This window comes from Mangrovimonas sp. YM274 (assembly GCF_030908385.1).
Classification (GTDB): domain Bacteria; phylum Bacteroidota; class Bacteroidia; order Flavobacteriales; family Flavobacteriaceae; genus Mangrovimonas_A.
Genome location: NZ_CP133091.1, coordinates 1,034,530 through 1,050,000, shown reverse-complemented (window position 1 = coordinate 1,050,000; position 15,471 = coordinate 1,034,530). Strand labels below are relative to the sequence as shown.

Below are 15,471 nucleotides of genomic sequence, written 5' to 3'. Positions count from 1 at the left end.
CCCTTGTTTAGCTTATTGTACTTTTTGTCTTTTTAATGAGTTACGTTATTGCTCGTTACAATAACATTTTATTTTTCATGTATATCTTTCCAATATGTCAATGAACTTCTGTCCCTATGGGACTCGTGGAGAATATCGGAGTCGAACCGATGACCTCCTGCGTGCAAGGCAGGCGCTCTAGCCAGCTGAGCTAATCCCCCATATACCAGATGTTAGTACATAGTAGTTAGTAGTTAGTGACTAACCACTGCTCAACCTCCAGAATTTCCTTTATTAATTTGTAGTCTCAGGCAGACTCGAACTGCCGACCTCTACATTATCAGTGTAGCGCTCTAACCAGCTGAGCTATGAGACTCTACTTAATAGGTCATTTTTAAATTAACAGCAAAAGAACAGGCGCACCTTAAGCTCCTTTTTCCAGTTTCGTCGTCTTTCTCTAGAAAGGAGGTGTTCCAGCCGCACCTTCCGGTACGGCTACCTTGTTACGACTTAGCCCTAGTTACCAATTTTACCCTAGGCCGCTCCTCGCGGTGACGGACTTCAGGCACTCCCGGCTTCCATGGCTTGACGGGCGGTGTGTACAAGGCCCGGGAACGTATTCACCGGATCATGGCTGATATCCGATTACTAGCGATTCCAGCTTCACGGAGTCGAGTTGCAGACTCCGATCCGAACTGTGATAGGTTTTGTGGATTCGCTCCTGCTCGCGCAGTGGCTGCCCTCTGTACCTACCATTGTAGCACGTGTGTAGCCCAGGACGTAAGGGCCGTGATGATTTGACGTCATCCCCACCTTCCTCGCGGTTTGCACCGGCAGTCTTGTTAGAGTTCCCGACATTACTCGATGGCAACTAACAACAGGGGTTGCGCTCGTTATAGGACTTAACCTGACACCTCACGGCACGAGCTGACGACAACCATGCAGCACCTTGTAAGTAGTCCGAAGAAAGTCTGTTTCCAGATCATGCAACTTACATTTAAGCCCTGGTAAGGTTCCTCGCGTATCATCGAATTAAACCACATGCTCCACCGCTTGTGCGGGCCCCCGTCAATTCCTTTGAGTTTCATTCTTGCGAACGTACTCCCCAGGTGGGTCACTTATCACTTTCGCTTAGCCACTCAGACCGAAGTCCGAACAGCTAGTGACCATCGTTTACGGCGTGGACTACCAGGGTATCTAATCCTGTTCGCTCCCCACGCTTTCGTCCATCAGTGTCAGTACGTTGTTAGTGATCTGCCTTCGCAATCGGTATTCTATGTAATATCTATGCATTTCACCGCTACACTACATATTCTAACCACTTCACAACGACTCAAGACCGACAGTATCAAGGGCAGTTCTACAGTTGAGCTGCAGGCTTTCACCCCTGACTTACCGGTCCACCTACGGACCCTTTAAACCCAATGATTCCGGATAACGCTTGGATCCTCCGTATTACCGCGGCTGCTGGCACGGAGTTAGCCGATCCTTATTCTTACGGTACCGTCAAGCTCCTACACGTAGGAGTGTTTCTTCCCGTACAAAAGCAGTTTACAACCCATAGGGCAGTCTTCCTGCACGCGGCATGGCTGGATCAGGCTCCCGCCCATTGTCCAATATTCCTCACTGCTGCCTCCCGTAGGAGTCTGGTCCGTGTCTCAGTACCAGTGTGGGGGATCCCCCTCTCAGGGCCCCTATCTATCGTCGCCTAGGTGTGCCGTTACCACACCTACTAGCTAATAGAACGCATGCCCATCTCTTACCGCCGAAACTTTAATACCATTGTGATGCCACATCGGTATACTACGGGGTATTAATCCAAATTTCTCTGGGCTATCCCCCTGTAAGAGGTAGGTTGCATACGCGTTACGCACCCGTGCGCCACTCGCCGGCGGAAAAGCAAGCTTTTCCCCGCTGCCGTTCGACTTGCATGTGTTAGGCCTGCCGCTAGCGTTCATCCTGAGCCAGGATCAAACTCTTCATCGTTAAATCTTAAATATTATTCAGACTCCCGAAACGGAATTTTCTTGGTTCTCAAAATGGCTTGTTCTTTGTTCGACCAAATCTTATTAAAGATCCAATCTTACGCTGTCAATTCAATATGTTAATGAACTTGTCTTCTTTGTTTTTCTTAAGCTCAGCGCTTAAGCGGGTGCAAATATAGAACCCTTTTTTGAGTCTCACAAACAGTTCGGTTTTTTTTTTTAAAAAGTTTTTTTTCGTGGCGCAATCACCTCTCAAAACCCCTATAACCGATACTCTCAATGAACTCCTTCCGCTACAACAGCACTCGCTGTTTTTGCGGGTGCAAATATACCGCCTTTTTGGATATGTGCAACTCTTTTTTTGTGTTTTTGAAAAATATTTTGAGATAGGAATTTTAGAAGTCTGAAATTGAAGTGTTTGATTGTGGAAATGTTTCATGGTTTATAGGAAGTGGTGTGTTGAGCTGTTCTAGACACCCCCTTTTTGAATACATACTATATATATTGTGTACAGCCTGCATAAATACAAAATAGCCCTTTGTCATATATATAAAGGATAGTCCAAAACAAAAAAGACATGCCTTGGCATGTCTTCTGTTTAATATAAATTCTATAGCCTGCTACAAAAAGAAGTTCCAGACCAAACCGAAACGAACTATAAAATCACGATACGGGTAATTGGGAGCCGAATAAAATTTATAACCTGTCCATGCAGAATTGAAATGTTCGGCCTTCAAATATATTCGCATTGTTCTCACTTTTGCATTCACGAAAAAATCCAACATAGGAAAGTTTCCAATTTTCGTGTCATTTTGAACATAAAATTCTGCAAGCAGTGGATCGTATCCATTCATATTATATTCGGTAAAATATTTAAAAGTGATCCCTGTTTGTAAAAACAATGCCTTCTTTTTAAAGAAATGATTGGAATAGTAAAAGGTATTTCTGGTAATAAACTGAGGAACATTTAAAATATTATCGCCATTCAACACATTTTGATACATGATGGTGTTATCCAAAGCGAATTTACCGAACCCAATTTCTTTGTTTAATTTCAACCTTAAATAATTTACTATATTATCTGTTTGAAATGGTTTTATACCGCCGGAGGTATCATCTTCCGCAAAATATGTGTAATTTGTAATATTGGAATAGTCCAAGGAAATAGTAGCAAACTTCTCAGACTTCAATTCTACAGCTAATTGTTGTGTTTGAACATTGTTAAATGTATTAGAATTATCCCAATTGTAATTAAGGTAATCACTATGGTACAACAGGTAATTGTAATTTGCCACCTTGGAGCTTGAATTAAAAGTAGCCCCCAATTTAATATCATCTGAAAAACTATAGCCTGCAGAACCCTTAAAAAAATTGCCTTTCAAATCTCCTGCCACATTAATACCAAACTCTCCTTTTACTTGAAACTTTCCAAAAGTATTCTCATACGCCCCTCCTGCTTCTACTACATCACCCTTTAAGCGATTGGTAATAGTGCTTCCTTCCAAGATTACCAAAGCATTATACCCATAATTATAATTATAATAATCCAAGTTTACTTTAATATTTCCCAAAGTTCGCTCCTTGAAGTTGACAAAAAAACGATTCCTAAAATCCTCAAGTGTAACCTTATCGTTGATTTGGTTACTTAGAAAAGCTTCGCCAAAAAATTCATTTTGTCTACTCTGAACAAATTGATAGTATTTATCTTCAAAAGAAATAACATGTCCAACATTGAGCACAGCCTTCTGCAAAGAATCATTTGATTTGGTAATTTGGTATTGGTGTTCTAAATGAAATCGCTTCCCTTCCAAAATATTTTCGGCATTTTCAAAAACTGGATCAAACACAGACCTATCTTTAAACTCCTTGTTTCCTGATTCAAAATTTACCAAGTCAATATCCCTTAAACCTCCATTTTCCTCATTAAGCAGATCTTGCATAACTATATGCCCTCTCAATTTATACCTATTATTTTTGGTGGTGTAATTAGTAATAAATCTAAAATTACCGGTACTAGTAAGTTGATGTTGGTATTTCCCCAACGAACGCAATCCCTTATAGGCAATAGTCATATTAAATTGCTTAGAGGTATTTACACTAAACAGTGCATCCAAAAGATGTCCTTGTTCAAAAACTGTTTTGTAAAAAAGTTCTGTAAACGGCGTAGCAACCTGGTAATAATAAATATCCTCTATTTCCATGTAATTAAAATGCCTTGCTCTAGCTCCAAACATGGGCATAACATCCGTATTGGAAAGATCGTAACTTAAGGAATTAAATGTTTGGCCTGTATTTAAAAAACCAATCCGTTCAAAATTATCTTTTCTAAGGTAATTAAATTTATAATCCTTTTTTATGGTAAGCGAAGTATCCACCAAGGTCGTGTCCAAATCATGAGATACCATTTTATACATATCAATGGTTGCCTTTTTATCCTTTGAAGTTCTTTTACTGTCCCTTACACTCGAGGATTGTGAAGTGGTATCAATAGTGGTATTACGTTCTCTCCCTAATGGCTTATCAAATTTTTTAATTTGAGCGGTCATTAATTGAACAAAAAAAATAAAAACCAGCAAAAGTAATTTCCTCATACCTATTGTAAAATATGCAGCAAAAGTAAGTATTTAAAACGAAACTAATGAGAGATTATTATATGCAAAAAAAGCTTAAAATAGAGGCTTGATCTTATACCAAAAGTCATGATTACGAGAAAATATATCATAAAAAAACCGCAATAAAGGAATCCTTATTGCGGTCATTTTAATAAAACCTATCTTAAGTAAGTAGATAAGTTTAATTACAACTAAATATTATTCAATAACAATCTTCTTGTTAAAGGTTTGTGCTCCATTTTCAACATTCAAGAAATAAACACCTGAAGCAAATTCCTTAACGTTTATAGTATGCAACAAACTAGATGATTTTAATTCAGATTGATATACCATACGTCCATGGATATCATACAAGCTAACGTTAGAATTATTCTCTACGGATGTTAATTTAAGATTAATAACATCTTTAGCTGGGTTTGGCCAAACAGCAACATTCTGTGCTTGATTATCATCAACTCCTAAAGTGGCGTCAATTCCAGTAATTACAATAGAAAAATCTTGTACATCCCCCTCTAATGTACCTTTGTGCGATACGGTAACAGTGTATTCCCCTGAAGGATTATCTACTTCAATTTTCTCAATGTTATCTACGGTGTTATCGGCTTTAGTAGCCCCTCCATTTGGAAAAGCGGGATCCAATTTCCATGGCAGATATGTGTTGTCTGTATTTGTTACACGAACATCTAAATCATTCACCAATATAGCGATTGGATTATCTTCCAAATCATCAGGATTAGAAGATGTATACACAGTCCCCTCTGGATCAGTCCAACTAATAGTAACCACTAGAGGTTCTCCTCCAACGGCCGTTACATTAGTAGTATATGTTTCATCATTAGCCAATTCTGTTTCCGCAACTATAGATGACACTCCATTATTGGTAATACAATTTGCAGCATCTTTAGCATTTAACAATCCCCACCCGTACTTATAGTCAGGACCATCATTAAAACCAGCTTCCAAGGCAGTATGAGCCATAAGAGCCTTTACGGTAGCTGCCTTCATATAAATGTCATTTACATTATTATAATGTTCTTGTAATAAGGCTAAAGTTCCAGTAACACTTGGAGTGGCCATGGAAGTTCCTTGCATATAAGCATAGGCATTGTTGGCTGTAGATACTGAAGATTTCACACTTACCCCCTTAGCGGAAATGTCCGGCTTAATTCTTCCGTCATCTGTAGGCCCCCAATTACTAAAATTACTCATCTGAACACTAAATTCGCTGGTATAATCTATAACTTCATTTACAGCAGCAACGGTAATAGCATTTTTAGCGTTAGAAAAACCTTGAAGCATGTCAAACCCTCCTTTATTTGTCGCAGCAGAGGCCAATTGTCTATCATTTCCAGCTGCTAACACCGGTAGATAATAGGGAGCTTCATATAATAATTCATCCAAAGCTTTAGATTTATTATCATACTTACCAAACCAATAAACTGGAATTACAAGCTCATCATCATCATTAAACACATTTAATCCATAAGAGTGATTTGACAATAACATTCCTGAAGCCGCTTCGCTAGCCATTTCAGGCAAATCACCATCCCAATCATAAGCTATTATAGAGGCCCCGTAAGCCATACCCTTAGCCTCAGGATCTACTCCCGAAGCAATCATAGTCCCAGCTACGTGAGTTGCATGGTTTGTTTCATCATTAGAATTAAAGAAAATGAGAAAATCTTGCTGATCAATTCTTCCCGTCAATTCTTGATGGTTACTTCTAACAGCATCACCTTCCCACAATCCTAAGTTTAAACCTGCACCAGAAAGATCTAAACCTAAAGCACCTCCAGTATACAAATCATCGGCTTGCACAGTTTCCGCAGCTCCCGCATTGTAAGAAGTAACATATATAGGAGAGCCATCCATTCTCAAACCTTGTAAGTAACTAATTTTCCCATCATGTTCAATAATCCTAGGGTATTTTTCCAATGCCGCTTTCAAAGACTTTTCATACTCATCCTGGAATCGTTCTGACAACAGCGTAAGATTAGCTTTGTCTTCGTCACTTATATACTTCGACACTTGATTTTTAGTCTGCCCCATTGCATTAATGGTCAAACACATGGCCAACATTATTGTAATTTTTTTCATTGTGATTTTTTTATCGCGGCCAAATATAGCATTATACAGCATATAAAACAAAAAAGGAACAGCATTTAACTCTTCCTTTCACAACTCCATTTAACATTATTTGAGGTTTTCTTAGAAAATATCTTAATTAAAGACACAAATACTAAACAATTTATCTTTATGAGGACAAAAAAATTCCATAAAAAAAGCCAGAAAATTTAAAACTTTCTGGCCTTTAATTTAAATGAATTTTATATGCTTATGGTACTAAAACCAAGTCCACTTCAACATTAAAAGGTTCTGTAAACAAACCTTGAGTTAAACTCAAGCTAATTACTCCAGCTCCATCATTATAAACACCAGTACCACCAGCACCAGGGATACCGTTAGTATTAGCCGGAGTTAGACTAACATTATAATCACAACCAATTTGGATAACCACTGGGTAATAATATTGACCAAGGTATGAGTCATCACCTGTAGCAGCCGCTACAAACTCTCCCCAAGCATTAGCAATTGAATACTCATTCAATCCTCCGGTAGGTACCAATTCTCCTTGGAAATTATTTACCAAAGACGTACCAATGAAAGCAGAGCCATTAAATGAGGTACCTGGCAAATCTACAGGGCAATATTGGTTTAATCCTAAAAGGAATGTAGTATCAAAATTAGCAACTTCTGCATTTTGAATATCTACCAATTCAATTGCTAAAGTAGAACCTTGCGTTGAAATGGCATCGAAATTTCCAAACACTTCAACATAACCAAGATACTCATTGGCAGGTATTGTAAATGTATAAGATTGGAATTCATATTGATCAGGCGTAGCTGTAGTTAGCTCTTCATTTACCGCCACAGTAAACGTTCTATCAGTAGAGGCTGCCTTCGTAACTCCAACCACAATTTGTGTGCTTGATTCAGGAGTATCCTCTACGAAAAATCTACCTGAAGTCCCCTCTGTAAAATATATCAAACTAGGCCCGTCGTATAATTCCGGATCTTGCTCATCACACGATGTCAAGAAAAGCGTAAATATAGACAGTATAAATAAATACTTTTTCATTTTTTTATAATTTCAAAAATTAATATTGAGTGTTTTGTTGGATTACGTCATTGGCAAAAATTTCAGCCGAAGGAATTGGTAATGCCATTCTGTAGTCAGTACTATCCAATGAACAAGGATCTGCAGAATCTGCACAATCATCAGCACCTCTGTTTACACCTAATCCAAATCTTTTCAAATCAAAGAATCTATGTCCTTCATACGCCAATTCAAAGCGTCTTTCTGCTAAAATATCATTCAAAGCATTGCTAAGACTACCATATGATACTGGCGTTACAGGACCTCCTTGGTACACACGAGCGTTTTGTAACGCTTCAACATCTTGAGCTGCCAAATCCAAAGATCCAGTCCTAGCATATGCCTCTGCTCTAATTAAGTATTGCTCCCCTGTTCTGAACACTTTGATATCATTTAAGCCAGGATTAGCATCACTTCCTAAATATTTACCAACTCTTAAATCATCAACATCAAAATTATCAGTGTCAATTGTAATGAATGTTCTGATGTCATTAGTCCAGCCATTAGCAGCCATATAGTCAAATAAGCTATATGAAATATTAAAGAAACGATCGTCATTCGTATCAGTAAATATAGTACCAACAGCACCATCTCCTGAAGTTCTGGCTAATTTAAATACAACTTCTGTTTCCACCTCATCAGTCCAAACTCCAAAATATTCTGCACCCATTGCCAAAGGCGATGCATTAATAACTTGTGTTGAATAACTTATTGCTGAAGCATAATCTTTTTGATATAAAGCAACGCGCGCTCTCAAAGCATTAATACCAGTCCTTGTTAAACGAGTATTGTCAGTATACGATGCACTCAATAAATTATATGCTTCTGTTAAATCGGCATTCACAAAAGTAAATACTTCACCTACAGTGTTACGCGGAAATTGCTCGAATACATATACATCGTCAATGATTGGCACTCCTAAAGACCCATTTTCATAATCTTGAGCAAACAATCTCAACAAATCAAAATGCTCCATAGCTCTAATCGCCAAACACTCTGCCTTAATGCGTTGCATAGTTGCCTCTTCCTCTTCATTAAGAGGCGTAATGCTTTCCATTGCGTCTAAAACTCTATTGGCTCTAGCAATAACGTTGTACATATTGCCCCATAAACCACCCACTTCATCAGTACCTGGGTTAATAGACCATCTGTGAACTTGTATTCCCTGTCCTCTGTTTGTTTCAGCAATTCTTAAATCATCAGTAAAGCGCGATGACCACTGAATGATATTAGAACCTGAAATACCGGCATACACACCATAGATACCTCTTTCTAAATCATCAACATTGGTAAAGGCATTTTCTTCTAAAATCTCATCGTCTGGCGCTACATTAATGGCATTATCACAAGAATATATACCACCCATTAATAGGGCCATGCATAGATATTTTGATATTTTTTTCATAGTCATTTTTTTTTAAAATTTAACATCCAAACCAATCGTAAACGTTCTTGGTGTAGGATACTCGTACTGAGCAATATTATTATCATCTTCAGGATCGAAACCGGTAAACTCAGTCCAAGTATAAAGGTTTTGTCCTTGAGCATATAATCTTAAGCCACTGATATAACCGATACTGTCAATGTATCTTTGAGGAAGATTATAGGCTATTGTCAAATTTCTCCACTTAGTAAACGAGGCATCTTCAATATCTTTAGAAGAGAATTCTCTGTTGAAATCACTACTTTGGATTTCAGTAATGTCGCCAGGTTGTTGCCACATATCTAACATTGCTGTAGACAAGTTGTACTGGGCAAAGTTAGGATTTTCTTGGAAAAACGTTTGGTTATTAAACCTGTAATAATCAGCTGCAAAAGTAAATAATGTAGACAATTCAAAAGCTTTATAAGTCACTCTAGCTCCAAAACCACCAGTCCAAACAGGGTTAAAACTTCCATATTTTGCAACAGAATTAGTTTCACTATATACATTAGTAACATTACCATCCAAATCATAGTACAAAGGTTGTCCATTCGCTGGGTTTACACCTGCCCAACCAACAATATAATGAGACCCAAGAGGCAAACCTTCCCTAATAATAGAGGTTCCTTGCTCAAATTCATTAACTTGTCCTAAATCTAAGATTTCATTTTCGTTATAGTTGAAATTTCCATTCAATTCAAATTGGAAATCGTCAGTTCGCACTAAAACTCCAGTTAAGCTAACGTCAAAACCAGCATTTCTCATAGATCCAGCATTTGCTTGGATACTTCCTACACCAGCAGACGCCTGAGATAAATTATAGGTTACAAATAAATCTGTTGTTTTATTGTTATAATATTCAACAGAACCTGATAATCTATAATTAAACAAGTCATAATCCAAACCAACATTAAATTGGTTAGACACCTCCCATTTCAACTCTGGATTTCCAATTCTTCCAAAGGCAATTCCAGTGTTACCATTATAAGAAGTTTGTCCATAGGCCGTAGATTCAGAATAATCCGCAACAGCATCTTGGTTACCAGAAGTACCGTAACTCGCTCTTAGTTTCAAGTTATTAATAGTCTTGTTTCCTGCAAGGAATTCCTCATTAGATATGTTCCATCTACCAGCAACAGAGTAAAATGTAGCCCATTTGTTTTCATCAGCAAACTTAGAAGAAGCATCTCGTCTTATAGAAGCATCTATACCAAAACGTCCGTCAAAATCATAGTTAACCAATCCAAAATATGAGAACAAACCACGCTCTAGAACACTTCCTGAAACCGTTGGAATTAATTCGTTATCTGGTGTTCCTTCACTAATCCCTGCAGGTACACCTGGCAAAGTAGGATTAATTCCGTAACCAGTAAATCCACTAGATCTAGAGTGTGTTTTAACATACTCCATATAAACTCCAGCAGTTAAGCTATGCTTATCTGCAAACACATTGTCATATACCAATCTTGTAGTAGACGTAATGTTTGCGAAATAGTTATTTGACTCCGTGTAAAAACCGGCATTACCAGGAGTTGTTGTACTTCCATAATGCGTACTAGGATCAGCATATCTAAAAGCATTATCCTGCGTAAAATCAACACCTAAATCAGTTCTAGCGCTAATATTTTTAAATAATTCACGCTCGGCATAAACAGACCCAGTAAATCTGATTTGTTTACCTTCTCTACCGTTATCGTATAGGTTTTCCAATGCATTTGCTCCTACTCTTCCATTACCAGTAGCAAATGTTCCATCGGCATTATAAGGGGCGTCGTAAGGAGAGGCTAAATACACCGCAGCATAAGGGTTTTGTAATGTAACCGATGCCTCAGAATCCACACCGTGATCAATTGAATAAGCCACTAAAGAGTTGAATCCAATTTTCGTCTTGTCATTAGGTCTTGACTCGAAGTTATTTCTAAATGTAAAACGCTTAAAATCTGATCTCACAGAAATACCTTCTTGATCAAAATAACTCAAACTACTGTAGTATCTTGATTTTTCAGAACCTCCAGTCATAGAAATTTCATGAGAAACAGTTTGTGCTGTTCTAAAGAAATAATCCTCCCAATTAGTATCTACCTGAGCCAATTCCGCAATTTCAGCATCCGTTTTATCGGCACCTAAACCACTACCAATCAACCTTTGGAAATTCAATAATTCTTGTGAATTCATCATAGAAAAACGCGAGTTTCCTACTTTAGAGATACCATACTGAGTTCTATATTTAAACTCTGTCTTCTCTCCAAAAGCACCTTTTTTAGTTGTTACTACAATAACCCCATTCGCACCTCTAGAACCATATTGTGCAGTAGCACTGGCATCCTTAAGCACCGAAATATTTTCAAAATCATTAGGGTTCAATGCTGCAAAATCACCTGCACCTACTTGAATCCCGTCCACAATATATAATGGCGTGTTACTACCATTAATAGACCCGTTACCTCTAATTCTTACTCTTGCAGAACGCCCTGGCTGACCTGACCCTGCAGACACTTGAACCCCAGGAGCCTGACCTTGAAGAATCTGATCAAAAGAAGCAATTGGCACCTGCTCGATAGCTTCAGCCTTTACAACTGAAACCGCTCCAGAAACCTTTGTTTCATCTCTTGAAGAGTACCCTACAACCACTACTTCTTCCAAAGCAGCAACATCTTCCTGCATAGAAACATTTATAGAACTACTTGAGCCTACTTTCATCTCAACAGTTTTCATACTTACAAACGAAAACACCAAAGTTTCTCCTGTACTCGCTGTGATAGTATAATTACCATCAAAGTCAGTTTGAACACCTCTGGTAGTTCCTTTTACAATTACATTTACACCAGGCAGAGGCAAACCATCCGCTTCTGATATAACTGTTCCTGTGACCGTTTTTTCCTGCGCATAGGAAAACTGCATCACTAACGCCATAAACAGCGTCATTAACCATGTTAACTTTAATTTCATAAAACAATTATTTGAGTTAGTCTTGCGCAAACATCTTAATAATATATTAAATAAGCAAGTTATTTTATTAAAAAAGTGTTAACGCAAAACAGGCTAAAAAAAGGCGCAATAATTGCTGTTTCAACACGGTATAACAACCAATAGATGCATAAAATTCAATTTGGTTGCGTTAAAATTTTAACTTTGCTGAAAATTTAACATTTTAATGCTTTTATCCAATTTTTCGAAATTCTCAATAGAATGCGGTACTGACGAAGCAGGTAGAGGTTGCCTAGCAGGCCCCGTTACTGCCGCTGCAGTAATCCTTCCTAAACAACTAAAAAACACCTTAATTAATGACTCCAAAGCGCTTACAGAACTTAAGCGCAAACTGCTCAAACCTGTTATAGAAGACAAAGCTACCGCCTATGCATTTACACATATTTGGCCAGAAGAGATTGACAATATCAATATATTAAACGCCTCCATACTTGCCATGCACAAGGCCATCCTTCAACTCCAGCCTCAACCGGAATTTATCATTGTGGACGGCAACAAATTCAAGCCTTTTAATGACATCCCTTTCGAAACTATTGTTAAAGGAGACGGTAAATACCTGAGTATTGCAGCGGCCTCAATTATAGCCAAGACAGAGCGGGACGCCTATATGGAACGAATTCATGCAGAATTCCCAATGTACAATTGGAAAAAGAACAAAGGCTACCCCACTAAAGAGCATAGGGAAGCGATAAGAAAATACGGCATTACCAAATACCACCGTAAATCCTTTCGGTTACTCCCCGAACAATTAAAACTAGAGCTATAACCGTTAACACTCTTTTCATTTTTTTGATTCCGATTAAGTATATTTGCCTTGCAAAGTTCATTTTATCAAAACCCCTCTTTATATATGAAATACTTTTTTGCAAGTTTCTTCATAGCTCTTCTATTTAGCTGCAACACCAACTATACGGAACAACCCCAACCCAACCAATTAATTCCGGAAGAAACTGAAGTTATTTTAAAAACTTCGAATCTAGAAAACCTGAGAAGCAGTTTAAATAATAATGATTTAATTAAAGCGCTGTCAAAAAACAATAATGCCGCTGCCAACTTTAAAGATCTCGGTTTTTTATCATATTTAAATACAGACCACCCTGTTTACATAGCTTTCAGCCAGAATCAAAACGACAGTTTGAAATTTGCGGTAATTACCAAAAACCTGCCATCCTTAATAAAATTTGATTCGCTTATCAAACACACAGAGGACATTATAAAAACCAAAAGTAAATCCATCTACAAAACAACCTTAGAGGATCAAGTTTTCTACAGCACCATTATAGATAGCATATTTTTTGCCTCCAATTCAAAACACCTGGTGGAATTGGCTAGACCAAAAATCTCAACAGATTTGGAATTACAAAAAGCCCTTAACGCTTCTTCTTCAGACAAAACCTTTTCCGTTATTTACAAATCCAATGATCAATTCCCAAAGGTTTTCAAAACAGAAGAATTATCTAGCGCGAAATTATCCGATTACTTAATGTTGGATGTCACGCTATCACAGGACGACATTTCCCTTAATGGAATTACGAAAGCGATTGACTCCTCAAAAAGTTTAATTAACATTTTCAAGAACACAGTTCCCCAAGAAAATAAAATTAGTAATGTATGTCCGCCAAACACGGAAGCATTCTTAAGTTTTACCTACAATAATTACAAAACGTTTCAAGAACAACTCAATCGCTTTAATAAAAAAGACTCCCTTACTGCACCAAACGCCCTTTTTGAAAACATCAACGAAATTGGCCTTATATATAATAAGGACTCAAAAGCTATCTTTCTTAATTCTATCGACCAGACTTCTACCCTAGAGCAGCTAAAAGAGAGCAATCCCATAGAAACCTATAGAGACATTTCTATTTACAACTTTGATTTCCAAACTATTTTTAAGGAGCAATTTTCACCGCTTATCACCGTTGAAAATGCTTCCCACTATATCACTCTTGACGATTACTTTGTGTTTAGCGATAACCTAGAGCTTTTAAAAGACATCATCTCCAACTACCAAAATGATCATACACTATCCTCTCAGGGTTACTACAAAAATTTAACTGAACAATTAAGTGATGAATCTTCTTTGCTCATTTACGGTAATAATGAAGAACTATTTTCTGTCCTGAAACAAAACTTTACCAACGACATTGAATTCAATACCAATGAATACAAAGCTTCCGCCATGCAATTCATTTACGATTCAGATTTTGCACACGTAAATGCCAGTATCAAAAAACACAAAGCAAAACAAAGTTCCAATGCCGTTTCCGAAGAGTTCACCATTACCCTGGACAATGATTTATTAACAACGCCTCAATTTGTAACCAATCACATTACCAAACAAAAGGATATTGTGGTTCAGGACGTAAAAAACAATTTATACCTTATTTCCAATGAGGGGAAAGTTCATTGGAAAAAACAACTTCAAGGAAAAATTTTAGGCAAAATTGAACAAATTGACATTTATAAAAACGGACGTTTGCAACTGGCCTTTGCAACGCCCCACCGCGTATATGTTATTGCCAGAAACGGTAAAGATGTTTCGCCATTCCCATTAAACTTTAAAGATGAAATTACCCAACCCCTCTCCGTTTTTGATTATGATAAAAAGAAAAAATATCGCTTATTGGTAACCCAAGGCAAAGAGGTGTTGATGTATGACCAAAGAGGAAAAACCGTAAAGGGATTTACATTTAAGAAAGCAGCTCATACAATAAACACACAACCCCAACACTTTAGGATAGGCAGAAAGGACTACATAGTATTTGCCGAAGGAACCAAACTCCAAATATTGGACAGAGTAGGCAAAACAAGGGTTCGAGTAAACGATGCTATAAATTTTTCAAGCAACAACATTTATCTCTATGACGATAAATTCACAACCACTACAAACAAAGGAGTGCTGCTTCAAGTAAATCAAAGCGGAAAAATAAATAGTGCCGATTTAAACCTAAGTCAATCGCATCATTTAACAACCACTAGTAAAACCCTGGTAACGCTTTCAGAAAATAAGTTGACCATTAAATCCCATTCTATTGAATTGGACTATGGTGATTATACCGAACCAAAAATATTTTACGTAAACGACAAGATCTATGTTTCCACTACAGATTTACAATCCAAAAAAATCTACCTTTTTGATAGCCAAGGAAAATCTATACCCAACTTTCCAATCTACGGAAACTCAACCATCGATTTAGACTCAATTGACAAGGATAAAAATGTTGAAATCGTTACAAAGGGAGAATCGAACAGTTTAATTATCTATAAAATAAACTAAAAAACCCGTTAATATCCATTAACCATAGCTACAACGGTTTTGAAAAGAGA

Annotated in this window: 7 protein-coding genes, 2 tRNA genes and 2 rRNA genes (1 of these 11 only partly in view); 2 read left to right on the top strand and 9 right to left on the bottom strand. The window is 37.5% G+C overall.

Annotated elements, in window-relative coordinates; translation table 11 throughout:
• From RBH95_RS04570 to RBH95_RS04530, 9 genes are all read right to left on the bottom strand, one after another.
• A 23S ribosomal RNA gene (locus RBH95_RS04570) occupies positions 1–18 on the bottom strand; it reaches 2,801 nt to the left of the window's first position.
• Between the two features lie 108 nt (positions 19–126).
• Positions 127–200: transfer RNA gene (locus RBH95_RS04565), tRNA-Ala, on the bottom strand.
• 81 nt (positions 201–281) lie between these two features.
• Positions 282–355: transfer RNA gene (locus RBH95_RS04560), tRNA-Ile, on the bottom strand.
• A gap of 85 nt (positions 356–440) precedes the next feature.
• Positions 441–1,965 (bottom strand): 16S ribosomal RNA (locus RBH95_RS04555).
• The 16S and 23S rRNA genes sit together here with 2 tRNA genes alongside, the layout of an rRNA operon.
• Positions 1,966–2,584: 619 nt before the next feature.
• Positions 2,585–4,510, bottom strand: a complete 1,926-nt coding sequence (locus tag RBH95_RS04550; protein WP_307901534.1) for a putative porin — start codon at positions 4,508–4,510, stop codon at positions 2,585–2,587.
• A 264-nt stretch (positions 4,511–4,774) separates the two neighbouring features.
• On the bottom strand, positions 4,775–6,673 hold the full coding sequence (locus RBH95_RS04545; RefSeq protein WP_307901533.1) for a S8 family serine peptidase: 1,899 nt from the start codon (positions 6,671–6,673) through the stop codon (positions 4,775–4,777).
• A gap of 238 nt (positions 6,674–6,911) precedes the next feature.
• On the bottom strand, positions 6,912–7,715 hold the full coding sequence (locus RBH95_RS04540) for a hypothetical protein (protein WP_307901532.1): 804 nt from the start codon (positions 7,713–7,715) through the stop codon (positions 6,912–6,914).
• 19 nt (positions 7,716–7,734) lie between these two features.
• A complete protein-coding gene (locus RBH95_RS04535; protein WP_307901531.1) occupies positions 7,735–9,138 on the bottom strand; it encodes a RagB/SusD family nutrient uptake outer membrane protein in 1,404 nt (467 codons plus the stop codon).
• Positions 9,139–9,150: 12 nt separating this feature from the next.
• Complete coding sequence (locus tag RBH95_RS04530) at positions 9,151–12,105, bottom strand: TonB-dependent receptor (protein WP_307901530.1); 2,955 nt, start codon at positions 12,103–12,105, stop codon at positions 9,151–9,153.
• A gap of 205 nt (positions 12,106–12,310) precedes the next feature.
• Here RBH95_RS04530 and RBH95_RS04525 point away from each other — a divergent pair, with 205 nt between their 5' ends.
• Both RBH95_RS04525 and RBH95_RS04520 read left to right on the top strand, forming a co-directional pair.
• Positions 12,311–12,910: a ribonuclease HII gene (locus RBH95_RS04525; RefSeq protein WP_307901529.1), complete on the top strand. Its 600-nt coding sequence runs from the start codon at positions 12,311–12,313 to the stop codon at positions 12,908–12,910.
• 84 nt (positions 12,911–12,994) lie between these two features.
• On the top strand, positions 12,995–15,421 hold the full coding sequence (locus RBH95_RS04520) for a DUF3352 domain-containing protein (RefSeq protein WP_307901528.1): 2,427 nt from the start codon (positions 12,995–12,997) through the stop codon (positions 15,419–15,421).
• Positions 15,422–15,471 lie beyond the last annotated feature (50 nt).